The 22,162-nt window shown below is 57.2% G+C and carries 22 protein-coding genes; 12 read left to right on the plus strand and 10 right to left on the minus strand.

The annotated features are described in order from the left end of the window. Position 1: 1 nt before the first annotated feature. Positions 2–502, minus strand: coding sequence for a hypothetical protein (locus tag AC2FJ5_RS12005; RefSeq protein WP_246097135.1), 501 nt, complete (start codon positions 500–502; stop codon positions 2–4). Between the two features lie 225 nt (positions 503–727). Here AC2FJ5_RS12005 and AC2FJ5_RS12010 point away from each other — a divergent pair, with 225 nt between their 5' ends. From AC2FJ5_RS12010 to AC2FJ5_RS12030, 5 genes are all read left to right on the plus strand, one after another. After that, positions 728–1,696, plus strand: coding sequence for an XdhC family protein (locus AC2FJ5_RS12010; protein WP_496700895.1), 969 nt, complete (start codon positions 728–730; stop codon positions 1,694–1,696). Next, positions 1,693–2,694: a molybdopterin-binding protein gene (locus AC2FJ5_RS12015; protein WP_496793486.1), complete on the plus strand. Its 1,002-nt coding sequence runs from the start codon at positions 1,693–1,695 to the stop codon at positions 2,692–2,694. Before AC2FJ5_RS12010 ends, AC2FJ5_RS12015 begins: the two co-directional genes overlap by 4 nt. 147 nt (positions 2,695–2,841) lie before the next feature. Further along, on the plus strand, positions 2,842–3,327 hold the full coding sequence (locus AC2FJ5_RS12020; protein ID WP_496793487.1) for a (2Fe-2S)-binding protein: 486 nt from the start codon (positions 2,842–2,844) through the stop codon (positions 3,325–3,327). A 54-nt stretch (positions 3,328–3,381) separates the two neighbouring features. After that, complete coding sequence (locus AC2FJ5_RS12025) at positions 3,382–5,742, plus strand: xanthine dehydrogenase family protein molybdopterin-binding subunit (protein ID WP_496700901.1); 2,361 nt, start codon at positions 3,382–3,384, stop codon at positions 5,740–5,742. Positions 5,743–5,836: 94 nt separating this feature from the next. After that, entirely contained in the window at positions 5,837–6,628 is a 792-nt protein-coding gene (locus tag AC2FJ5_RS12030) for an FAD binding domain-containing protein (protein WP_142634105.1), read from the plus strand. Between the two features lie 52 nt (positions 6,629–6,680). On the opposite strand, the gene AC2FJ5_RS12035 is transcribed toward AC2FJ5_RS12030, so the two are convergent. After that, complete coding sequence (locus AC2FJ5_RS12035; protein ID WP_496793489.1) at positions 6,681–7,580, minus strand: MurR/RpiR family transcriptional regulator; 900 nt, start codon at positions 7,578–7,580, stop codon at positions 6,681–6,683. Positions 7,581–7,663: 83 nt separating this feature from the next. Here AC2FJ5_RS12035 and AC2FJ5_RS12040 point away from each other — a divergent pair, with 83 nt between their 5' ends. From AC2FJ5_RS12040 to AC2FJ5_RS12050, 3 genes are all read left to right on the plus strand, one after another. Continuing rightward, on the plus strand, positions 7,664–8,431 hold the full coding sequence (locus tag AC2FJ5_RS12040; protein ID WP_496793490.1) for a beta-keto acid cleavage family enzyme: 768 nt from the start codon (positions 7,664–7,666) through the stop codon (positions 8,429–8,431). Beyond that, complete coding sequence (locus AC2FJ5_RS12045) at positions 8,428–9,744, plus strand: aspartate aminotransferase family protein (RefSeq protein ID WP_496793492.1); 1,317 nt, start codon at positions 8,428–8,430, stop codon at positions 9,742–9,744. Before AC2FJ5_RS12040 ends, AC2FJ5_RS12045 begins: the two co-directional genes overlap by 4 nt. A gap of 73 nt (positions 9,745–9,817) precedes the next feature. After that, on the plus strand, positions 9,818–10,207 hold the full coding sequence (locus AC2FJ5_RS12050) for a hypothetical protein (RefSeq protein WP_281972176.1): 390 nt from the start codon (positions 9,818–9,820) through the stop codon (positions 10,205–10,207). Positions 10,208–10,255: 48 nt separating this feature from the next. Here AC2FJ5_RS12050 and infC read toward each other — a convergent pair whose 3' ends face one another. The 7 genes from infC to cobA all read right to left on the minus strand — a co-directional run bounded on the left by infC (position 10,256) and on the right by cobA (position 15,881). Then, positions 10,256–10,837: a translation initiation factor IF-3 gene (gene infC / locus AC2FJ5_RS12055; protein WP_246097134.1), complete on the minus strand. Its 582-nt coding sequence runs from the start codon at positions 10,835–10,837 to the stop codon at positions 10,256–10,258. Positions 10,838–10,960: 123 nt separating this feature from the next. After that, positions 10,961–11,794 (minus strand): ferredoxin--NADP reductase, encoded by an 834-nt coding sequence (locus AC2FJ5_RS12060; RefSeq protein WP_496700434.1) that lies wholly within the window; start codon positions 11,792–11,794, stop codon positions 10,961–10,963. A gap of 109 nt (positions 11,795–11,903) precedes the next feature. Then, positions 11,904–12,311, minus strand: coding sequence for a DUF934 domain-containing protein (locus tag AC2FJ5_RS12065; protein WP_496695306.1), 408 nt, complete (start codon positions 12,309–12,311; stop codon positions 11,904–11,906). Continuing rightward, entirely contained in the window at positions 12,308–13,069 is a 762-nt protein-coding gene (locus AC2FJ5_RS12070) for a phosphoadenylyl-sulfate reductase (protein ID WP_496793493.1), read from the minus strand. Before AC2FJ5_RS12070 ends, AC2FJ5_RS12065 begins: the two co-directional genes overlap by 4 nt. Then, positions 13,059–14,723 (minus strand): nitrite/sulfite reductase, encoded by a 1,665-nt coding sequence (locus AC2FJ5_RS12075; protein WP_496793495.1) that lies wholly within the window; start codon positions 14,721–14,723, stop codon positions 13,059–13,061. The genes AC2FJ5_RS12070 and AC2FJ5_RS12075 overlap by 11 nt, the downstream gene beginning before the upstream one ends. A gap of 67 nt (positions 14,724–14,790) precedes the next feature. After that, positions 14,791–15,105 carry a DUF2849 domain-containing protein gene (locus AC2FJ5_RS12080; RefSeq protein WP_496700218.1) on the minus strand — a complete coding sequence of 105 codons (315 nt, stop codon included), beginning with the start codon at positions 15,103–15,105 and terminating at the stop codon, positions 14,791–14,793. Continuing rightward, positions 15,105–15,881: a uroporphyrinogen-III C-methyltransferase gene (cobA, locus tag AC2FJ5_RS12085; protein ID WP_496793496.1), complete on the minus strand. Its 777-nt coding sequence runs from the start codon at positions 15,879–15,881 to the stop codon at positions 15,105–15,107. The genes AC2FJ5_RS12080 and cobA overlap by 1 nt, the downstream gene beginning before the upstream one ends. 142 nt (positions 15,882–16,023) lie before the next feature. Here cobA and AC2FJ5_RS12090 point away from each other — a divergent pair, with 142 nt between their 5' ends. Continuing rightward, positions 16,024–16,503, plus strand: a complete 480-nt coding sequence (locus AC2FJ5_RS12090; RefSeq protein ID WP_142634084.1) for an Lrp/AsnC family transcriptional regulator — start codon at positions 16,024–16,026, stop codon at positions 16,501–16,503. A gap of 3 nt (positions 16,504–16,506) precedes the next feature. Here the strand turns inward: AC2FJ5_RS12090 and AC2FJ5_RS12095 are convergent, their stop codons facing one another. Further along, positions 16,507–17,688 (minus strand): cytochrome P450, encoded by a 1,182-nt coding sequence (locus tag AC2FJ5_RS12095; RefSeq protein WP_496793497.1) that lies wholly within the window; start codon positions 17,686–17,688, stop codon positions 16,507–16,509. A gap of 47 nt (positions 17,689–17,735) precedes the next feature. Between AC2FJ5_RS12095 and AC2FJ5_RS12100 the strand changes: the two genes are divergently transcribed. The 3 genes from AC2FJ5_RS12100 (at position 17,736) to AC2FJ5_RS12110 (ending at position 22,059) form a co-directional block, all read left to right on the plus strand. Next, positions 17,736–19,469, plus strand: coding sequence for a sensor histidine kinase (locus AC2FJ5_RS12100; RefSeq protein ID WP_496793498.1), 1,734 nt, complete (start codon positions 17,736–17,738; stop codon positions 19,467–19,469). Next, the gene (locus AC2FJ5_RS12105; RefSeq protein ID WP_496793500.1) at positions 19,466–20,695 is read left to right on the plus strand and encodes a sigma-54-dependent transcriptional regulator; all 1,230 of its coding nucleotides are present in this window, start codon (positions 19,466–19,468) and stop codon (positions 20,693–20,695) included. Before AC2FJ5_RS12100 ends, AC2FJ5_RS12105 begins: the two co-directional genes overlap by 4 nt. Positions 20,696–21,057: 362 nt before the next feature. Next, entirely contained in the window at positions 21,058–22,059 is a 1,002-nt protein-coding gene (locus AC2FJ5_RS12110; protein WP_142634078.1) for a DctP family TRAP transporter solute-binding subunit, read from the plus strand. Positions 22,060–22,162: the final 103 nt, after the last annotated feature.

Genomic DNA, 22,162 nt, shown 5'->3' on the forward strand with positions numbered 1-22,162 from the left:
CTCAACCAAGCTGTTCTTCGTTGCACTTACGCGCCATTTCCATCGCTTTGTACGTACCGGTCAGATCAACGGTGAAGGCGAATTCCTTTTCGGGGAACACAACCATAACTTTCTGTTTGGCAAGGTCTTCGGCAAACTTGGGGTCATCCGACAGCACATAGCCACCCGAATAGCCTTTGGTGATGTTGCCCTTCATGCCGGTGGCTTCTCCAAGATACAGGTTTTCGCCCAGCAGGATCGCCACAGCCTCGGTTTCGCCACGCTTGATGTTGGTTTCAGCTTTGGTGAATACGCCAACATATCCCACGCCGCGGTCTTCGGTCAGGCCCATCTGAACCACGTTTTCCGCGTCATCGACAGCTTCGATCAGGCAGGATTTCTTGTCTTCGTCGATGAAGATTTTCCATCCGTCCACTTCGCCATAGCGCAGGAAGGTATCTGCGCTGGCCACTGTCGCTGCTAGCATTCCCAATACTGATCCGAGTGTAATAATGTGTTTCAAGTCTCTGTCTCCTTTTGAAAATAATCTGCGTCACAGCTGCGCATGATCCGCGTTTAGGTCAGAATCGGGAGGGCTGGCAATCAATGCTTGGGATGTTCGGCTGAAACCCGCGGGGCTTTGCATAGCATTTGGAATTTCTTTCAAGGCCCATGAGTTAGCCTGATGGCTTACTTTTCATCCTGCCAAACCTGCCTATGTTGGTGCGGGAAACGCCAGGAGGGCGATATGGACAGATTCGACAACAGCCCCGAGACTGCTCTGGATTGGTATGAAACGGGAAAGCCAGTTGCGCTGGCTACGGTTGTTCAGACTTGGGGCAGTGCCCCCAGACGTGTTGGCGCTCAGCTTGTGATAGCAGGTGATGGCCGCTTTGAGGGGTCAGTATCGGGTGGCTGTGTCGAAGGTGCGGTTGTTGTCGAGGCGTTGGAAGCGATCGAAGAGGGTGAAGCGCGCCTACTTGAATTCGGGGTCAGTGACGAAGATGCTTTTGCGGTCGGGCTGGCCTGTGGCGGAACAATTCGGGTACTGGTCGAACCTATTGGATCGGTCCTTCCTGAAAGCATATTGCGCGATCTGGTCGCTGCACGCGCGCAGCGCGAGCCTGTGGCTTATGAGGTGAATATCGAATCCGGCCATCGTGCGTTGCAGCGCGATCGTTATCCCGAACGCATGCGCATGGACCGGTCCGGTTTCGAAGAGGATGCGAAGACATTTGTTTCGGTCCACAATCCGCCCTTGCGGTTGATAGTGGTCGGGGCCGTTCATATTGCTCAGGCCCTGGTCCCGATGGCGCGAATTGCGGGGTACGACCCTGCGATTGTGGATCCGCGAGATGCGTTTGCAACCGCCGCAAGATTCCCTCAGGAAACCGTGCTGACGGATTGGCCGGATGAGGCCGTTGCAAAGCTTGGAATGGATGCGCGAACGGCTGTTGTCTTGCTGACCCATGATCCAAAACTGGATGATCCCGCGTTAGAGGCAGCCCTGAGAGCCGGTGTGTTCTATATTGGGGCGCTGGGGTCTAATCGAACGCATGCGAAACGCGTCACCCGGATGAAAGAAGCCGGATTTACTGAAAAGCAGATTTCACAGATTCACGGTCCCGTAGGCTTGGATATCGGCGCCGCCGATCCCGCGGAAATTGCGATTTCAATATTGGCCGAAATGACTGCAGTGTTGCGGGGCAAAGCATGAAGTTTGGCTCGGTTCCTCTGCGCGAGGCCGCCGGTGCAATTCTGGCGCATTCAGTAAAAGCCCAAGACACAAAGCTGCGTAAGGGCCTCTTGCTCACGCAAACTCATCTGGATGAAATGGCCGCCGCCGGGTTGACCTCGGTCACTGTTGCGCAGCTGGAACCCGGTGATTGTCACGAAAACGACGCTGCCCGGAGGTTGGCAGAGGCTTTGGCCCCGGACCCGGCAACCGTGGGATTGCGCGTCACCGAGCCGTTCACAGGGCGCGTTAACCTCTTGGCGAGAGGCCCCGGAGTCACTGTTCTGGACGTACAGGCGCTGGAAGCGTTCAACTTGGTTAACCCAATGATTACCGTGGCCACAGTTCCCCAATATCAACAGATGGGATCAGGCGGGATGGTGGCGACGATCAAAGTCATTTCTTATGCCGTTCCCGGCGAAGATGTGGTGCGTGCCTCGGCGCTGGCACAAGGGGCGGTGCGCCTGTCTGGCCCGGTGTTTCGCAGTGCTGGCCTGATCGTCACAGACATCCCCGGAGGTGTTTCGAACGACAAGGGTATTGCCGCAATCCGAGGGCGTGTCGAAGCCCTGGGTATGGGTTTGGATGACATTCGGGTGGTGCCACATGAGATTCAGGCGCTGTCTGCTGCATTGACGGGTGTTAAAGGGGATATTGTCCTGATCTTGACGGGCTCAGCAACTTCGGATGCACATGATGTCGCGCCGCAGGCCGTTCGTGTTGCAGGCGGTCAGGTGGATCGGTTTGGAATGCCAGTAGATCCGGGCAACCTGTTGTTCACCGGTCTGCTGGACGCCAGACCCGTAATCGGTTTGCCGGGGTGTGCGCGCTCTCCCGCACTGAATGGTGCGGATTGGGTTTTGTCGCGCGTGGCCTGCGGGATTGAGACTACGGCGGCGCATATTGCAGGTATGGGGGTCGGTGGATTGCTCAAGGAAATCCCGACCCGGCCACAGCCACGCGCATCCATCAAGTGGTAAGGCGTTTGACATCAATTTAATGCCCAGATCAGGCCGCTTTGCTCGGCATTGTGATCTGTCCTAAACGGCGCCCTGCGAAATTTTTGTTCTCAAACAATAAGTCCCGTGTTTAACTCGACAGAGAAAAATATGACATGGGAGGAACTTATGACACAGGTCACCATGACCGTGAACGGGAGGTCTGTTAGCGGTGAGGTCGAGGGTCGGACGTTGTTGTCTGGATTTTTACGTGATAATCTGTCGCTGACCGGAACGCATGTTGGATGTGACACGGCGCAATGTGGGGCGTGTGTTGTTCATGTGAATGGCGCGGCGGTGAAGTCGTGCAACATGCTTGCGCTGGAAGCGGACGGGTCCGAGGTCGCCACGATTGAGGGCCAGGCCGCTGAGGATGGGTCTTTGAACGTGATTCAGCAGGCGTTTCAGGATCATCACGGGTTGCAATGCGGGTTTTGTACGCCGGGCATGGTGATGAGCGCCGCCGCCTTGCTGAAAGAGAACCCGCGCCCGAGCGAAGCCGAGATTCGAAAGTATCTGGAAGGCAACCTGTGCCGCTGCACAGGCTATCACAACATTGTCAAAGCGATCATGGCCGCATCGGGCCAGGACGTAAGCGGCATCGCTGCCGAGTAATACCGACGTAAAGAATTTTCGACGAAAATTCTTTTTCAGGGAGGAGAACAAGCAATGCCCAAAGACAGTGGCATCGGAGCCAGTTCCAAACGGCGCGAGGACGTGCGCTTTTTAACCGGAGCAGGCAATTACACCGACGATATCAACGTGCATGGCCAGGCCTATGTGCATTTTCTGCGGTCCGACATCGCGCATGGCCGGATCAAAAGCATCGACACCTCTGCTGCCGAGGCCATGCCGGGCGTGGTCAAAGTGTTTACCGGCAAGGATTTCGAAGGCGTGGGCGGCATGCCCTGTGGCTGGGAAGTGACCGACAAGCACGGCGCACCGATGCAGGAACCTCCGCATCCCATTTTGGCACAGGGCAAAGTGCGCCATGTGGGCGATCCGATTGCTGCTGTGGTCGCCGACAGCCTGGAACAGGCCCGCGACGCGGCTGAGGCGATCGAGCTTGATATCGAGGAGCTGCCCGCCGTGATCGACATGAAGGCCGCCGCGCAAGAAGGCGCGACGCTGGTCCATGACGATCTGAAAAACAACATCTGCTATGATTGGCAGCTGGGCGAAACCGATGATGCCAAGGTCAATGAGGTCTTTGCCAATGCGGCCCATGTCACCACGCTGGATCTGGTGAACAACCGTCTGGTTGCCAATCCGATGGAGCCGCGTGTGGCGGTGGGCGAGTACAGCCGCGGCACCGAAGAATACACACTTTATACCACGTCGCAGAACCCGCATGTGATCCGCCTGTTGATGTGTGCCTTTGTTCTGGGCCTGCCCGAACACAAGGTTCGCGTGGTCGCGCCGGATGTGGGTGGCGGCTTTGGCACCAAGATCTTCCACTATGCCGAAGAGGCGTTCTGCACCTTCGCCGCCAAGGCTTGTAACCGCCCGGTCAAATGGACCTCGAGCCGGTCCGAGGCGTTCATGTCCGACGCGCATGGGCGCGACCATGTCGGACAGATAGAACTGGCGCTGGATGCGGACAATAACTTTATCGGTCTGCGCACCAACACCTATGCAAATATGGGTGCGTATCTGTCGACCTTCTCCAGCTCGGTTCCGACATGGCTGCACGGGACGCTGATGGCGGGCAACTACAAGACGCCGGTCATTCAGGTCAACGTCAAGGCGATGTTCACCAATACGGTCCCGGTGGATGCCTATCGCGGCGCGGGCCGTCCTGAGGCGACGTTCCAGTTGGAGCGGGTCGTGGACAAGGCAGCGCGTGAACTGGGTGTCGATCCGATCGCCCTGCGCCGGCAGAACTTCATCACCCAGTTCCCCTATGACACACCGGTGGCGCTGACCTATGACACAGGCGATTATAATGGGACGATGGACAAGCTTGAGTCCGCTGCTGATCTGGCAGGCTTTGCCGCGCGTCGCGCTGAAAGCGAGGCCAAGGGCAAGCTGCGGGGTCTGGGCGTCAACTGTTATATCGAGGCTTGCGGCATCGCGCCGTCGAACATCGTTGGCATGCTGGGGGCCCGTGCGGGTCTGTATGATGCGGCGACTGTGCGGGTGAATGCCACCGGCTCGATCAGCGTCATGGTAGGTGCCCATAGCCACGGGCAGGGGCATGAAACGGCCTTCCCGCAGGTTGTGGCGGACATGATCGGTATCGACGAGTCGATGATCGAGATCGTGCATGGCGACACGTCGAAGATTCCGTTTGGCATGGGCACCTATGGCTCGCGGTCTTTGGCGGTCTGTGGATCGGCGATGGTCAAGGCAACCGAGAAGGTGATCGACAAGGCCAAAAAGATCGCGGCGCATCTGTTGGAGGCGTCCGAGGCTGATATCGAGCTGAAGGACGGTCAGTTCAGTGTGGCAGGGACCGACAAGTCGGTGGCCTGGGGTGATGTCACCCTGACGGCCTATGTGCCGCATAACTTTCCGCTGGAGGTCGAGCCCGGGCTGGAGGAGACCGCCTTTTATGACCCGGCCAACTTTACCTTCCCGGCTGGCGCCTATGCCTGTGAGGTCGAGGTTGACCCCGAAACCGGTCGGGTCACCATCGAAGCCTTCACCGCCGCTGATGACTTTGGCAATATCGTCAACCCGATGATCGTGGATGGTCAGGTGCATGGCGGCATCGGTCAGGGCATCGGTCAGGCATTGCTTGAAAACTGTGCCTATGACGAAAACGGTCAGCTGCTGAGCGCGTCCTTTATGGATTACGCCATGCCGCGTGCCGATGATGTGCCGTTCTATGCGGTGGATCACTCGAGCCAGACGCCATGTACGCATAACCCGTTGGGTGTGAAGGGCTGTGGTGAGGCCGGGGCAATCGGTTCACCACCTGCGGTGGTCAACGCGGTGCTGGATGCGTTGAATTCAGGCGGCAAAGCCATCGATCATATCGATATGCCGGTGAGTCCATCGCGTGTCTGGACCGCGATGCACGGGTGAGAGGTTGGGGTGCGAGGGGTCAACCCCTCGCGCTCCCCGAGATGTTTATAGCCAGATGAAGGGCAGAACAGCGCCTTTCGGAAAGGAAGACGAAATGTACAATTTCGAATTTGAGAAACCCTCGACCATAGCCGACGCGGTTGCCGCTTTAGGGGCTGAGGATGCGCAGGCGTTGGGTGGTGGGCAAACCCTGATCCCGACGCTGAAACAACGATTGGCGGCGCCATCGGCACTCGTCTCGCTCAGCGGAATTCCCGAAATGCAGGGCGTCTGTGTTGGGGATGACGGGTCGGTTTCTATTGGTGGCGCAACGCCGCATGCAGTTGTTGCTCAAGAGGCAGCGGGATCATACCCGGCGCTGGCCGCATTGGCCGGTCAGATCGGTGATCCGGCGGTGCGCAACCGCGGCACGATTGGCGGCTCGGTTGCGAATAACGATCCGGCGGCCTGTTACCCGGCGGGTGTGCTCGGATCCGGGGCCACGATCGTGACCAACGCCCGTCAGATTGCAGCAGATGCGTTTTTTGATGGCATGTTCTCGACCGCACTGGATGAGGGTGAGATCATCACATCCATCCGCTTTCCGGTGCCACAGGCCGCGAGCTATCAGAAGTTCTTGCAGCCAGCCTCGCGCTTTGCGTTGGTGGGTGTCTATCTGGCCCGGTTCGCCGACGGTGTGCGTGTGGCGGTCACGGGCGCCAGCGAGGATGGGGTGTTCCGCTGGTCCGAAGCAGAACAGGCGCTGAATACTGAATTCCGACCGGACGCGTTGATGGGGCTGAACATCAACCCGGCCAACATGATCGGCGATCTTCATGGCAGCAAAGCGTATCGCGCGCATCTGGTCAGTGTGATGACCAAGCGGGCTGTGCTGGCCTGCATGTAAGTAAACCGGCTTTTAGTCGCAAAGCCCCGGGGTGTGTCCCTCGGGGCTTTTTCTATTTTCGGCGTATTTTCGGAAGTTTGTTTGGCTGCCAATAGGCCCCGGTATCTTCGCGCGCCTTTTGATAGGCCTCAACGCGGTGCGCTGCTGTTTTGCCACCGGCGTCAAATAAATGGCCGATGAGACATTCCAACACAGCCATGACACCGGTAAAGCTCGAGGTGTGATGTTGTGACCTTGTGCTGACGGTAAAGGCGACATCCGGTTCAACGCCCGGCGCAATTACTTCGCTATCCGATATCAGGATGACCCGAAGTCCTTTTTCCCGGGCGTACCTCACGGATTTTATCGTTTCGGCCGAATAGGGGCTTACGGTGATTGCCAGCAGGCAATCCTTGTCATCCGCGTCCAGCAGATCATCAGTGGCCGAGCCAATGTGGCGGGGGATCAACTGAATGCCCGGGTGCGCCATGCGCCCGTTATAGGAGAAATAATAGGCCAGCGCGTAACTAGCACGAGTGGCTGTTACGAAGCATCGGCGGGACCCGAGTATATGTTCAATGGCCAGATGCGCTGTGTCGGGCCTCATCAATCGCAGCGACCTGACAACGACATTCTGTTCGTTGCGGGCAAGCTTGGCTTGAAGTTGACCATGGGCTCCTTCAGCGTGCATGTGGGTTTGCCAGGCAGGGCCAAGGAATTCTTCGTTATCCGTCGCCAGATTTTGACGGAACGGAGAGCGGAAGGCCTGAAACCCACCATAGCCCATATACTGGGCAAGCCTGACAAGGACATTTGCACTGACACCGATCTTCTCGGCAGTTACCCGTATCGGGTCGAGGCCAAAATCCGCGGGGTGATCTATGATGTATTTGGCTGCCGCCTGAAGTCTGGGCGGCATCTGGTCGATGTTTTTCCTCAGGTGATCTGTCAGCTGGCGTTGGGTCTCTATCATGAAAAAACATATGTTATGAAAGAAGGAGGTGTAAAACATAGGCCGCTTGCATAGATGCGGCAACAGGTAATCGGGGGCAGGGAATGTCACAGCATCGGTCGAAATCCGAACCCTACATTCTGGCGGCGCCCAATGGTGCGCGCCGAGGTGCGGCAGATCACCCAGCCCTGCCTGTCACAACCGTGCAAATTCTTGAAGCGGCCAGAGCATGCCATGAGGCCGGTGCGGCCGGTCTTCATCTGCACATTCGGGACACAGAAGGCCGTCACTCTTTGGATGCGGGACAGTATCTGGAAACACTTGCTGAACTTCGGCGGCGGGTTCCGGCCCTGGACATCCAGATCACAACCGAGGCGGCAGGGATTTTTGATGTAAGCAGCCAGTTCGAATGTCTGAGGAAGGTTAGACCGGCTTGGGCGTCGATCTCGGTCCGCGAGATCGCGCGCGATAACGATCTGGCTGACCGGATCTATGGTATTTGCGCGGATCAGGGGACGCGGGTTCAGCATATTCTTTACGACGCTGAAGATGCGGCCCTATTAACACGGTGGCAAAAGCGTGGTGTTGTGCGCGAACAGCAATCCGACCGTTTGCTTGTTCTGGGGCGCTATCGGACTGATCAGGAATCTAAGCCCTCGGATCTGGATGCGTTTCCGGACGGGGATTCGCCCTGGATGATCTGTGCCTTTGGAAAACAAGAGCATGACTGTCTGGTACATGCGGCGTCCTTGGGCGGTGATGTTCGGGTCGGATTTGAAAACAGCATCGCAGATCGGAACGGAGACACTTGGGACAATAACGCCGCCTCAGTCGCGGCCCTTGTCGCCAGATTGAAAGAGGATAGATCATGAGCCACGTTTTCCCACGCCATACGAAATCTCAGCTGCCAGTCGCGGTTGGCGGCGAAGGCTGCTATCTGATCGATGCTGAAGGTAAGCGGTATCTGGATTGCGGTGATGCTGCTGTGTCCTGTCTTGGCCACTCAAACCGGGCGGTGATCGAGGCGGTTCAAAGCCAGGTTGAAAAGATCGCCTTTGCGCATACCGGGTTTATGACGTCCGAACCTGCCGAAGCCCTTGCGGACCTTCTGATTGATCATGCGCCCGGGGATTTGGATCGCGTTTACTTCGTATCCGGAGGGTCCGAAGCAACAGAGGCCGCCATCAAACTGGCGCGGCAGTATTTTCTTGAGATCGGTCAGCCCGAGCGCCGCCATGTCATCGCGCGCCGCCAAAGCTATCATGGAAATACTTTGGGGGCCTTGTCAGCGGGGGGAAATGCCTGGCGCCGTGCGCAATTCGCACCGATGCTGATCGAAATGACCCATATCGCGCCCTGCTACGAATATGCCGAAAAGCAAGATGGTGAGAGCAGCCACGCCTATGGTCAACGGGTGGCCGACGAGTTGGAGGCCGAAATTTTGCGTCTTGGCCCTGAAACCGTCATGGCGTTTATGGCCGAGCCAGTCGTGGGGGCAACGCTGGGGGCGGTCCCGGCGGTCGAAGGGTATTTTAGGCGCATACGTGAAATCTGTGATCAATATGGCGTTTTGCTGATCCTGGATGAGGTCATGTGCGGAATGGGGCGCACCGGGCATTTGTTTGCCTGCGATCACGATGGAATTGCCCCGGATATTCTGTGCATCGCCAAAGGTTTGGGGGCGGGTTATCAACCTATCGGCGCAATGTTGTGTACGAGCCGGATATATAAGGCGATCCAAATTGGGTCAGGGTTTTTCCAGCACGGGCATACCTATGTCGGCCATCCGGTGGCAACTGCAGCGGCATTGGCGGTGCTGAAGGAATTGACGAGCCAACAACTGCCCCTGCGCGCCGAGTTTATGGGACAGAGACTGCAATCTGCGCTGGAAACTGCGTTCAGCGAGCACCCTAATGTCGGCGATATTCGGGGCCGCGGGCTGTTCCGCGGTATCGAGCTGGTCTCGGATCGGGCCGGAAAAACACCGTTTGATCCCTCACTTGGTCTCGCGGGCAAGATCAAGAAGGCGGCGTTAAACGCTGGTCTGATCTGTTACCCCATGTCTGGCACGCGCGATGGTCGAAGTGGCGACCATATTCTGTTGGCGCCGCCTTTCATTATCGACGACGCACAGATTGAGGAATTGGTTGAAAAGCTGGAGGCCGCACTCAAAGCCGCGATCTGACGCTCTTTTGATCTGACTTTCTCTTTTTACTCAATAGGGTATCGACAAAAGGTCAATTCCTGAAGGAGCGATGATGATTGTCGACATCTGGAAGAGTTTTCGGGACTTGCCCGCCTGGGTACAGATCTGGTTGGTGGTGCTGCTCATCCCGACCAATCTGGCACCTCTGGCGTATCTGGATCAGCCAAATGGTATTCTAATCGCAGCACTCTCAATCGGTGGGATGGCATTGAATCTTCCGATCATGCTGGCGACACGAGGGATGAGCAAAGCGATGGCATTTCCGCATCTAATATGTTGGGTGCCAATGGTTTTCGTCGTGATTGCAGTATTTGCAAGCGAAGCCGAACTGGCGACCGGATATGCGAAATTTCTGGTGTTTCTACTGGTTATTGACCTGATTTCGCTAGCATTTGATGTGAATGACGCAAGGGTCTGGTTCAAAAGCCGAAGCGCAAAATAAAACCCCCTCAATCCGAGGGGGTTTCGAATAACTCAGTTGTCGCAGGGCTTACTTCTGCGGCAGCGGGCCGATCATCATGATCATCTGACGGCCTTCCATCTTGGGCATGTTCTCGACCTTGCCGATTTCCTTGGTGTCCACGGCAACACGTTCCAGCAACTCACGGCCCAGATTCTGGTGTGCCATCTCACGACCACGGAAGCGCAGAGTCACTTTTACCTTGTCGCCGTTTTCAAGGAATTTGAACACGTTGCGCATTTTGACTTCATAGTCATGAGTATCGGTGTTGGGCCGGAACTTGACCTCTTTCACCTCAATGACTTTTTGCTTTTTGCGCGCTTCGGCCTCGCGTTTCTGCGTTTCGTATTTGAATTTACCAAAGTCCATAATTTTGCAAACCGGAGGGTTTGCATTCGGCGAAATCTCGACCAGATCCAGGCCGGCTTCGTCCGCGAGTTGCATGGCTTTGGCGGGATGAACCACCCCGACATTTTCACCTTCGGCGCCGATAAGGCGAATTTCGGGGGCACGGATCTTATCATTGACGCGCGGGCCGGTGTCTCTCTGAGGCGGCGCGTTGTGAGGTCTGCGAGCTATGGGTTCATTCCTTTGATGATTGCAGAATTTCAAGCCCGGAATTTAGACTGGGCTGCGGGACGTTTCAAGCGGCATAAGTGACCACCAGCGTGAATTTCCCATGATATTCCCGCGTTTTTGCCGATCTGATGTCGCATATCAGACCGGCAAACCGGATTAGCCAACAAAGGCCTTTTCAATGACGAATTCCTTGGGGTCGGAATTTGCGCCTTCGCGCAGTCCGAAATCCTCGAGGATTTTTTTGATATCCAGGTTGAAAGCCAAAGACCCGCAGACCATCGCACGGTCGGTTTCCGGTTTGATGCCGCCCTCAATCGCCAGATCGGCAAATACTGTGCCGTCTTTCAACAGCTCGGTAATGCGGCCCATCTTGGGGCTCTGTTCGCGTGTGGTGGTCGGGTAGTAACGAATCTTGTCCGCAAAACCTTCGCCCATCAGCTCAGCCAGCATTTCGTCCTGGCGAATGTCTTCGATCAGCTGACGACCATATTCCAGCTCGGCCACTTCGCGGCAGGTATGGGTGATTATGACCTCATCATAATCCTCATAGGTCTGTGGTTCGCGCAGCAGAGAGGCGAAGGGTGCAAAGCCGGTGCCGGTGGCAAAGAACCACAGGCGCTTGCCGGGCAGCAGAGCGTCATGGACCAGCGTGCCAACGGGTTTGGGCCGCAGGATGATCTGATCGCCGGGTTTGATGTGCTGTAGTTTCGAGGTCAGAGGACCGTCTTGTACCTTGATCGAGTAGAACTCCAATTCCTCATCCCAGGACGGCGAGGCGATGGAATAGGCGCGCAGCAGGGGTTTGCCGTTGTCGCCCAGCAGGCCGATCATCACAAACTCGCCCGAGCGGAACCGCAAGGACGCGGGGCGCGACACTTTGAATGAGAACAGGCTGTCAGTCCAATGCTTGACGTCTGTCACAGTCTGGGCGTCCGGCAGAACGGGGGCCTTCACGGCGGTTGCTTCGGTCACGGGTTTCATCTCTGTCATCGTTTCACTGCCGGTGGAGTAAACCGACATCTCCGTTTAATCTTTGATCCAAGTCAGGAAAAGGGGGCTCTTGCCCCTACGTTCCTATTTGAGGCTGCGAAAGGCGATTTTAGCCGCGCAGGCGGGCCTGATAGTTGTTGTCCTGCCAGTTGGCGCGAGCCACCCATTGATCTTCGGGCTGACGATCGGCCAGAGTGTCTTCAATCTCGACCTCATCAAAGCCGCTGCGCCGCGCCATGGCATACTGGTCGGCAAGGACATGACCTTTGGCGCGCAAGCGACCGGTATAGCCTTTCAGGCGCAGGGTCCGCGCGATGGTAAAGCCGCGCCCATCCGCAAAGGACGGGAAATCGACGCGCACCATCTTGGCGCAGCCCAGCCGTTCGGCAAGCTCATCGGGATCCGTGTCTGAGCTGACATCCAGCGCGACCACATCATTGGCCGCGTCTTCCAGCGTGACATAGCCATCAGTCCAATCATCGGGGGCGAACCCCTCATCGGTTACGATAACGTTCATGTGTTCTCTCCGGCGCGCATCATCTTGCCATCTACAAAATGAATGCCGCATTCTTCCTTGTTCTGATCGCGCCAGCGTCCGGCGCGGGGGTCTTCGCCCTGTTTGACCGGCGAAGTACAGGGCGCACAGCCGATCGAAGGGTATCCTTTGGCCACCAGCGGGTGCCTGGGCAAGTTGTTCTCCTCCATATAGGCGCGCACATCTTCGGGCGCCCAATGGGCCAGCGGGTTGACCTTGATCCGGCCTGTGCCGTCCTCGACCTCAAAGAAATCAAGCGTGGCGCGGGACCCGGCCTGAAACCGTTTGCGCCCGGTGATCCAGCCATCATATCCCAGCAACGCCTGTTGCAGCGGGAAGGTCTTGCGCAGGTTACAGCACGCATCCATGTCCCGCAGACGCAGCGCGCCATAGGGGTCGTCGCGTTGAACATCGTCGTCATCCGCGCGGATGATCTTGACGTTTCGCAACCCCAACCGCTCGCTCACCTCCTGCTGATACTCCAGCGTTTCGGTGAACAGCATCTGCGTGTCGATGAACAGCACCGGGGTCATCTTGTCGACCACGGCCGCCATATGCAGCAACACCACCGATTCCGCACCAAAACTTGAGACCAGAGCGAGATCATCGATCTCTTCCATTGCTCCGTGCATCACGTCATGCGCACTGTGGTGGCGGAACCGGGCGTTCAACTCACTGACCCGTTCGGTCAGTTCACGTCTATCCCGGCCCAGTTCAGTCTGGATCAGATCAAGCGGCATTCGCTCGCGCCTCGGGGTAGAGGGCCGCCTTGAACGGAGCCATTCCGACACGGCGATAGGTCTCGAGGAAGGTTTCTTCGGCACCCTCACGCTGCTCCAGATAGGTTTCGACGATGCGCTCAACGGCCGGAACGATCTCATCATAGGCAAAGCCCGGACCCGTACGATCACCGATTGCGGCGTTTTCCGTGCCGTCACCACCCAGAGTGATCTGGTAGTTTTCGACGCCCGCACGATCCAGACCAAGAATGCCGATATGGCCGACATGGTGGTGACCACAGGCGTTGATGCAGCCCGAGATCTTGATCTTCAGGTGGCCGATATCATGCTCCAGTTTGAGGTCTTCGAACCGGGTCGCAATTTCCTGAGCAACCGGGATCGAACGCGCCGTTGCCAGCGCGCAATAGTCCATGCCGGGGCAGGCGATGATATCGCTGATCAGGCCGATATTGGCGGTCGCCAGCTCGTATTCCTTCAGCTTTGCGTGGATCGCGGGCAGGTCCGATTTGTGGACATGCGGCAGGATCACGTTCTGCTCATGGCTGATGCGCAGCTCGTCATAGGCGAACTCTTCGGCCAGATCGGCCATCACGCGCATCTGCTCGGCAGTTGCATCACCCGGCGTCGCGCCGTGTTTCTTGATCGAGATCGTCACAATCGCGTGGTCCGCATTCTTGTGCGGCGCAATGTTTGTATCCACCCACGAGCGGAAGATCGGATCATTGGTGTAGGCACCTTCAAACGACGCAACCGACGCTTCGCGGAAGGTAGGTGCAGCGAAGTGGCCCTTGATCTCTTCCAGCAGGTTCATATCCGCGCCTTTGAACTGCGGGCGGACCTGCAGGAAACGCTCGTTCACCTTGGCGCGGATGGCGTCGATGCCGTGTTCATGCACGGTGATCTTGATGCGCGCCTTGTACTTGTTGTCGCGGCGGCCGATTTGATTCCAGATCGAAACAGTGGCTTCTAGGTAAGCCAGCAGGTCGTCAAACGCGACGAAGTCAGACAGTTCTTTGCCGATCATGGGCGTACGGCCCAGACCGCCGCCTACGATAACACGGGCACCCAGAACGCCGTTACGTTCGACTAGTTGCAGGCCGATATCATGCGCCTTGATCACGGCACGGTCGTTCTCTGACCCTGTGATGGCGATCTTGAACTTGCGCGGCATGAACTGGAATTCCGGGTGGTCGGTCGACCACTGGCGCAGCAGTTCGGCATAGGGGCGCGGGTCGGCGACCTCATCCGCGGCTGCACCGGCGAAATGGTCGGCGGTCACGTTGCGGATGGTGTTGCCGCTGGTCTGGATGGCGTGCATGCCAACCTCGGCCAACGCGTCCAGCATATCCGGCACGTCATTCAGCTTGGGCCAGTTGTACTGGATGTTCTGACGGGTAGTGAAATGGCCATAGCCCTTGTCCCACTTTTCAGCCAGCAGGGCCAGTTGGCGCATCTGCGCACTGTTCAGCGTGCCGTAAGGAATGGCGACCCGCAGCATATAAGCGTGCAACTGCAGATACAGGCCGTTCATCAGGCGGAGCGGCTTGAACTCATCCTCGGTCAGCGATCCGTCAATGCGGCGCTCGACCTGGGCGCGAAACTGTCTGTTGCGTTCTGCCAAAAATGCTGTGTCGAACTCGGAGTAGCGATACATGATTAGCTGTCCTTAAGTGCAGCCCCGAACCTGGGGCCTTTGTAGGGGAGAGAGAGAGGGCCAGGGATCAGGCCCGGGGCTGCGGGGAAGTTTCCTGTTTGCCGTGGGCATAGTTGGACGGGCCAGTCCGGCGGAAGTCTTCCCGAAAATGAGTTGGTTCTGGGCCTTCGTCGCCAGCTATAGCGTCCGCCAGATAGGCACCGACAATCTTGCCTGCTTGGCGTTCGGCATCCAGAAGACGGACCTGTGCGTGGGCTTCGTCTGTGATCAGCTCTGCCTCGGATAATTCACGCGACCAGCGGTCGTCCTCGGTCAGATAGATGACGTCACCTTCCAACAGATCGTTGGCGGTTACCACTTTGGGGGTAAAAGCGCGGGCCATCAGGCGTGCTCCTTTTTGAATTCAGTCAGGGCCTTGGCTGCCTGGCGGGGGGCAAGGCCGTAAAAAGTAAGGGTGGGGCCGTCCATGTCCGAGGCGTTCAGATCGGCGGGCATGTGATCCAGCGTCGTGGTCAGAATGCGCTGATCAGGACGCGAGGCGTTTTCGATCAGCGTCACAGGTGTGGCCCGGTCGGCGCCGTGCATGATCAGGCGGCCCTGAATAAACCGGGCAGACTTTTTGCCCATATAGATCGCCGCCACCGAACCGGGCTGCGCCAGAGCGCTCCAATCGTGATCGGCGAAGCCCTTCATGTCGTGCCCGGTCAGGAAACGGATCGAGGAATTGCGCCCGCGGCGCGTCTGGCTTTGCCCGATGCCCGCAACTGCGGCCGAGGCTGCGGTGATGCCGGGGATAATCTGCCACGAGATGCCAGCTGCTTCGACGGCGTCGATTTCTTCGTCCAAACGACCAAATACGGTGGGGTCACCGGATTTCAGGCGTACAACGCGTAGACCCTTCAGAGCGTACTCTACCAGCAGCGCGTCGATGTCTTCCTGTTTCCACGAGGGGCCGAACCCGGCTTTGCCAACATCGACCAGAACGGCCGTTTGCCCGGCTAGGGTCAGCACCTCGGCGCTGATCAGCCGGTCATGCAGGACCACATCCGCGCGCTCGAACGCGCGCAGCGCCTTGAGCGTCAGCAATTCGGGATCACCGGGGCCTGCGCCGACAAAGTCGACATGGCCTGCATCCTGATATGTTTGCGTCACTTGCATGTTTCGGTCCGGGTTGGTTTGACTTGACCCTCAATATAGGAAATATTCCCGGTATTGCGCCATATGTACGCATAAATAAGAACAAGCGTTTCGTTGTGCTGATCAGGCGATACGAAAGTTTCGATACGAGGAAGAAATTGGAATGTCAGTGCGGATTGATGACACGGATCGGAAAATTCTGGTTGAGCTGCAGCGCGACGCCAGCCAATCGCTGGACGAAATAGCAGCCCGGGTCGGCAGTTCAAAGACGCCTGTCTGGAATCGCATCCGCAAGCTGAAGGGGGCCGGAGTGATCGGCCAGCAGACGGTTTTACTGGATGCCGAGGCGCTTGGGTTCGAGGCGACGTTTTTCGTCCTGATCCGCACCTCTGAACACGAGGCGGACTGGCAGCGAAAATTCCTCAAAGCCCTGCGGGACCGCCCCGAAGTGCAAGAGGCGCACAGGCTGGCAGGTGATATCGACTATATCCTCAAGGTGCGTGTCAAAAACGCGCGCGCCTATGACGTGTTCTATCAGACTCTGATTTCCGAGGTGCGCGTCCACAATGTGACCGCTCTGCTGTCGATGGAAGAGATCAAATCGACGACCATGCTGCCGCTGAATGCCCTGATCGAGAACTAGCGGTCAGACCTGAACCATCAACCGCTTTAGCCCGTGAAAATGGTAGCTGTTGGAATATTCCGGTTCCGCGCTGAGCGCCAGGTTGGGACAGCGTTCGAACAGTGCCGCCAGCGCTATTCGCATTTCGAGTCGGGCCAACGGTGCTCCGACGCAGAAATGCAGACCCGCGCCAAAGCTGCTGTTGGTCAGGATGGGGCGGGTTGGATCGAACTTATGAGGTTCGGCCCAGACTTGTGGATCACGGTTCGCGGCTCCAAGCAACAAAGCGACTTCGTCACCGCGTTTAAAACTGTGCCCGAACAGGTCGATCTCTTCATAGGCATAGCGCGTGAACATATGCAGCGGCGGGTCAAAGCGCAGGATTTCTTCGACAGTGGCGTCAATGGTTTCAGGCTGAAAGGCATCGGCTTTTACACCTTGGTGCAATACGGTCCTGAGCCCATTTCCTAGCGAATGAACCGTGGCTTCATGACCGGCATTCAACAGCAGAATGCAAGTTGCAACCAACTCGTCACGTGACAGTTTTTCACCATCTTCTTCAGCGGCAATCAACCGGGTAATCAGGTCATCCCGAGGGTCAGACCGGCGCTTTTCGACATAAGATGAGATGAATTCGGTGAACTCTTTTGCCGAGGCCGCGGCGGTATCTTCTGTCTGGCGCGTGCGGCTGGCCTGATACATCGCCACCATGTCATGCGACCAGCGCAAAAGCTGCGGAGACATCTCTTCGGGAACGCCAAGAAGGCGGCAGATCGTGACGACCGGAACTTGCGTGCAATAGGTACCCAGCAGATCGAAGGGCGCTTTGGGAAAGGCGTCGATCAGCTTGTGGCTGAGGTCACGAATTGATGGTTCCAGTGCCGCAATGGCACGTGACGTAAAGGCGCGCATGACCAGGCGTCGAAGCCGGGTGTGGCGCGGCGGCTCTGCTTCTAACAACGAATGAGATTCGACCATCAGCCAGGGGGCTAGATGCGCAGGACCTGGACGCTGCATTTCCGGCGGCACTTCGCGACCGAAACGACGGTCCTTCAGCAAGGCCTGAACCGCCCGGTGCGATACCGCAGCGTGCATCCGGTAGTCGGCCCAATACACAAGGTCGCCATGCGCGCGGGCCGCATCATAGAACGGATAAGGGTTCTGGACAAAATTCGGGTCAACAGGGGATTGATGCAAAGTCTTCATGGCGGGCACACTTGCCATGAGGCGCGTTGAATGCAAGACCCAATGTCATGCAAAGGGTATGGTTAATTTTGACATTTCTGATTGCTGTTGGGCTGCTCTCTGTTGGAGTGTGGTCATACGGCTTTCGTCAGGCTTTGTCGCCGCTGAGCGATAAGGCTGAGGCCGATCTGGAATTGGCCGCCGACCGCCTTAGCACACAAATGCAGGTCTATCAGGAGCTGGCTGTCTTGATGGCCAGCCACCCGGCTGTTCGAACGCTTGTCACGCCGAGCGATCGCGCCATCGCGCAGGCTGTGTTGCTGGACGTGGCAGACAAAACTGCCGCCGTTAACATTGTCTATCTGGACCGTCTGGGCAGGGTACTTGCAGCCGCCCACCCGGTGCCTGAATTGACGATGGCAGACCATCCCGCATTCAGGCGCGCCATGCAGGGTGCTATGGGCAGTGCCCACGGGGTTGAGTCCACAAGCGGCGATCGAACCTATTCCTATGCAGCTCCTGCCTTTGGTCCCACCGGTATAGTCGAAGGCGCATTGATGGTTATAGCCGATGTGCAGGATGTCGAACAGACTTGGCGGGGCAGTACCGAGGCCATTTTCTTTATTGATGGGGAAGGTGTGGTGTTCATCTCGAACCGTTCCGACTTGTTGTTCTGGCGTCGGGCCGAAGGTCAACCGGGGCTGGTGCCGCCCGAGGGGCAGACGGTCGATTTCTCGTCGAATCTGATCGGACGACACGAGCTTTGGACCTTGAATTGGGGCCGGTATCTGCCACAGCGTGCGTTACACCTTACACTTGATCTACCGGTGATAGACATGACAGCCGAGGTGCTGGTGGATGTGGCCCCGGCGCGCCGTCTGGCGAATTTGCAAGCAGCGGCGGTAGCTGCGATCTGTCTGGCCTTCGGGGCGCTTTTGTTTATGGCAACCGAACGCCGGCGCGCGCTTGCTGAGGCCAATGCGGTGCTGGAAAGCCGCGTGACGCGCAGAACCCATGCACTTACCGCCGCGAACTCCGCCCTGCGGCGCGAGGTCCATGAACGGGAAGAGGCAGAGGTGGCGCTGAAACATGCGCAGGAAGAGCTTATACAGGCCGGGAAGTTGAGTGCGCTCGGGCAGATGTCGGCGGGCATTAGCCATGAGTTGAACCAGCCGCTGATGGCCATTCGCCAATTCGCCGAGAATGGAACGGCTTTTCTGACCAGAGGTGACGAGTCAAAAGCCGCCGAGAACCTCACCAGAATTTCCGATTTGGCCGCGCGAATGGCGCGAATTATCAAGAACCTCAGGGCTTTTGCCCGCAATGAAAACGAGCCCATGGGCAGAGTTGATCTGGTTCAGGTAATAGAAACGGCGTTGGAATTGACCGAGGCCCGGCTGAATTCGGAAAACGTTCGTATGGAATGGCAGGCTCCAGATGTCCCTATCTATGCTTGGGGTGGCGAAGTGAGATTGGTGCAGGTGTTCGTAAATCTGATTAACAACGCCGCCGATGCCATGAGTGAGCAACAACAACGCATGATCAAGATCGCGATAAACAGTGACAAGACCCTGACGGTCACGGTCAGCGACACAGGTCCGGGGATCGAGAACTCGGAGAAGCTGTTCGAGCCGTTCTATACCACCAAAGCTGTCGGTTCGTCTGAGGGCATGGGGCTGGGGTTGTCGATCTCTTATGGTCTGGTTCAAAGCTTTGGTGGTAATATTCGGGGCACCAACGCTCCGACAGGTGCGGTATTCACTGTGGAACTGGAACATTTCAAGGACGTAGGGGCAGCATGACCCGCAAAGTGCTTTTGGTCGATGACGACTCGGCAGTGCGCGAAGCGCTGGCCCAAACGTTAGAGCTTGCCGACTATGAACCCGTAACAGCCGGGTCCTTTGTGGCGGCCAAGGATCATATCCGGGCGGATTTCGCGGGAGTGATCGTGTCGGATATCCGGATGCCTGGTCGGGACGGGTTTCACCTGTTGACCTACACCCGCGATATGGATGCTGATCTGCCTGTCATCCTGTTGACTGGAGAAGGCGACATACCAATGGCAGTGCAGGCCATGGGGCAGGGTGCATTCGACTTTTTGGAAAAGCCCTGCGCCGCGGCAGATCTGCTAAAGGTGTTGGGCAAGGCATCCGAAGCGCGAGAACATGTCCTGCAACAACGCGCAATGAAAAGCGAACTCGAACGCGGCGATCCAGCGGCACGCCTGCTGTTCGGTCTCTCATCAAAGGCCGAAGAACTGAGGGAAAGGGTTCGTACAGTAGCCCAGACAGGGGCCGAAGTTTTGGTCACCGGACCGGCTGGCAGCGGAGTGTCCAAAGTTGCCGAGGTCGTTCACCTAATGTCGCCGCAAAGTCAGGGCCCATTTGTCAAACGTCCATCCGCCGGTTTGTCGACCAGCGATCTGGTTCATGTCTGCGAAGATGCAGCCGGTGGTTCCCTTTTTCTGGACGAAATCTCGGCCATGCCCGAGGCCACGCAATTTGCCGCACTGGAGATGGTTGAACAGGGTGTAGGCGCCCGAATTCTGGCGGGCACGACCACTGACCTGGCCGAATTGTCTTCGGATGGACGGTTCCTTGCGGATTTGTTCTATCGTTTGGATGTGATGCGCGTTCGCATACCGTCGCTTGCCGAGCGCCCCGAGGATATACCTGTAATCTTCCGCCACTATGTAGCACAGGCAGCCGAACAGGCCGGGATAAAGGAACCGGAAATCACGTCGGACCATCTGGCATCGCTGATGACCAGAGACTGGCCGGGTAACGCACGGTCGCTGATGTCAGCCGCAATGAGGTTTGTGCTGGGAATGCCTGAAGATGTCTCGCAGGCCGCAGAACTGGGGTTGAGCGAGCAGATGGCACGGGTCGAAAGATCTCTGCTGATTGCTGCCCTTGGCCGGCATAACGGCAAGGCATCAGAAGCCGCAAAGGCGCTAAAGCTGCCTCGCAAGACCTTTTACGACAAACTGGCGCGATATCACATTCGTCCGGAAGACTACCGTAGGTGAAAGCTCCTGCCAGCTTTTCCCGCATTGTCATGCGGTTAAGCTGTTGGGTGTAGCAGTCCGCTGACGCCGACCGTGGGAAGAGCCAAAACCTGGTAAACGATTCGCGTTCGGCGAATCGCTATTTGTGCGGAAATCCACACAATGGCGCATATATATGTGCGGATTCTCGCACGGCTTCCCGAATGGCTTAAATGGATACCAGACAGAAAGTGCGTAACACTCAGTAAATAAATGATAAAATACTACCCGGTAGTGAAGCCCACAATAAGTTGAGGGCTTGACCCCGATTCGGTTCACTCGCCGCCATGGGACGGCTTCTGCGCGTCCGGAGACGTAGTGAAGTATCTGGGAGAACTCGACTGATGAAATTTTTGACAACGGCAGCGACGGCCGTCGCTCTAACCGTAACAGCAACCGCAGGCATGGCCGCTTGTGAAGACGGCGAAATCGTCGTGAAATTCGCGCATGTGACCAATACCGATAAACATCCCAAGGGTATTGCAGCCTCGTTGCTGGAACAGCGCGTTAATGATGAGATGAACGGCGTGATGTGCATGGAGGTCTACCCGAACTCCACGCTCTATAACGACGATAAAGTCCTTGAGGCGATGTTGCAGGGCGATGTGCAACTGGCGGCCCCGTCATTGTCCAAGTTCGAGAAGTTCACCAAGCAATTCCGCCTGTTCGACCTGCCGTTCATGTTCAAGAACATTGATGCGGTAGACGCATTTCAGGCTTCGGCTGACGGTCAGGCGATGAAAGACAGCATGCAGCGCCGTGGCCTGCAGGGGCTGGCATTCTGGCACAATGGCATGAAACAGATGTCGGCCAACAAACCGCTGGTCGATCCGTCGGATGCCAATGGCCTGAAATTCCGCGTCCAATCTTCTGACGTGCTGGTCGCGCAGATGGAGGCGATTGGCGGAAGCCCGCAGAAAATGGCTTTCTCAGAGGTTTATGGCGCGTTGCAGCAAGGTGTCGTCGACGGACAGGAAAACACTTGGTCCAACATCTACGGCAAGAAGTTCTTTGAGGTTCAGGACGGTATCACTGAAACCAACCACGGTGTCATCGACTATCTGGTCGTGACATCGGTTGACTGGCTGGACAGCCTGGATCCTGCGGTGCGCGAACAGTTCCTGACCATTCTGGGCGAAGTGACAGAACAGCGGAACAAAGAATCCTTCTCGGTGAACGAGGAAGCCAAGGTCTCGATCACAAATGCGGGCGGTATCATCCGTGAACTTAACCCTGAACAGCGTCAGGCCTGGATCGACGCCATGAAACCTGTCTGGGAACAGTTCGCCGGTGACGTGGGTCAAGAAAAGATCGACGCCGCACAGGCTATCAACGCCGGGTTCTGATCCTGGTATACGCCGCGCGTCCGGGGACTGGGGAGTATTCGACGCGCAGGCAGGGTGGGCCGATTTGGCCCGCCCAAACAGCACTTATCTCAAAAAAATGTGG

This window comes from Ruegeria sp. CDSA221 (assembly GCF_059611825.1).

Bases quoted from the DNA above. Each gene is read 5' to 3' on its own strand.
- AC2FJ5_RS12090 (WP_142634084.1), top strand. From the start codon at position 16,024: ATGTCAGTGCGGATTGATGACACGGATCGGAAAATTCTGGTTGAGCTG.
- cobA (WP_496793496.1), bottom strand. From the start codon at position 15,881: ATGCAAGTGACGCAAACATATCAGGATGCAGGCCATGTCGACTTTGTC.
- AC2FJ5_RS12035 (WP_496793489.1), bottom strand. From the start codon at position 7,580: ATGATAGAGACCCAACGCCAGCTGACAGATCACCTGAGGAAAAACATC.
- AC2FJ5_RS12040 (WP_496793490.1), top strand. From the start codon at position 7,664: ATGTCACAGCATCGGTCGAAATCCGAACCCTACATTCTGGCGGCGCCC.
- AC2FJ5_RS12060 (WP_496700434.1), bottom strand. From the start codon at position 11,794: ATGACAGAGATGAAACCCGTGACCGAAGCAACCGCCGTGAAGGCCCCC.
- AC2FJ5_RS12075 (WP_496793495.1), bottom strand. From the start codon at position 14,723: ATGTATCGCTACTCCGAGTTCGACACAGCATTTTTGGCAGAACGCAAC.
- AC2FJ5_RS12080 (WP_496700218.1), bottom strand. From the start codon at position 15,105: ATGGCCCGCGCTTTTACCCCCAAAGTGGTAACCGCCAACGATCTGTTG.
- AC2FJ5_RS12070 (WP_496793493.1), bottom strand. From the start codon at position 13,069: ATGCCGCTTGATCTGATCCAGACTGAACTGGGCCGGGATAGACGTGAA.
- AC2FJ5_RS12045 (WP_496793492.1), top strand. From the start codon at position 8,428: ATGAGCCACGTTTTCCCACGCCATACGAAATCTCAGCTGCCAGTCGCG.
- AC2FJ5_RS12015 (WP_496793486.1), top strand. From the start codon at position 1,693: ATGAAGTTTGGCTCGGTTCCTCTGCGCGAGGCCGCCGGTGCAATTCTG.
- AC2FJ5_RS12065 (WP_496695306.1), bottom strand. From the start codon at position 12,311: ATGAACGTTATCGTAACCGATGAGGGGTTCGCCCCCGATGATTGGACT.
- AC2FJ5_RS12020 (WP_496793487.1), top strand. From the start codon at position 2,842: ATGACACAGGTCACCATGACCGTGAACGGGAGGTCTGTTAGCGGTGAG.
- AC2FJ5_RS12105 (WP_496793500.1), top strand. From the start codon at position 19,466: ATGACCCGCAAAGTGCTTTTGGTCGATGACGACTCGGCAGTGCGCGAA.
- AC2FJ5_RS12010 (WP_496700895.1), top strand. From the start codon at position 728: ATGGACAGATTCGACAACAGCCCCGAGACTGCTCTGGATTGGTATGAA.
- AC2FJ5_RS12050 (WP_281972176.1), top strand. From the start codon at position 9,818: ATGATTGTCGACATCTGGAAGAGTTTTCGGGACTTGCCCGCCTGGGTA.
- AC2FJ5_RS12030 (WP_142634105.1), top strand. From the start codon at position 5,837: ATGTACAATTTCGAATTTGAGAAACCCTCGACCATAGCCGACGCGGTT.
- AC2FJ5_RS12100 (WP_496793498.1), top strand. From the start codon at position 17,736: ATGCAAAGGGTATGGTTAATTTTGACATTTCTGATTGCTGTTGGGCTG.
- AC2FJ5_RS12095 (WP_496793497.1), bottom strand. From the start codon at position 17,688: ATGAAGACTTTGCATCAATCCCCTGTTGACCCGAATTTTGTCCAGAAC.
- AC2FJ5_RS12110 (WP_142634078.1), top strand. From the start codon at position 21,058: ATGAAATTTTTGACAACGGCAGCGACGGCCGTCGCTCTAACCGTAACA.
- AC2FJ5_RS12025 (WP_496700901.1), top strand. From the start codon at position 3,382: ATGCCCAAAGACAGTGGCATCGGAGCCAGTTCCAAACGGCGCGAGGAC.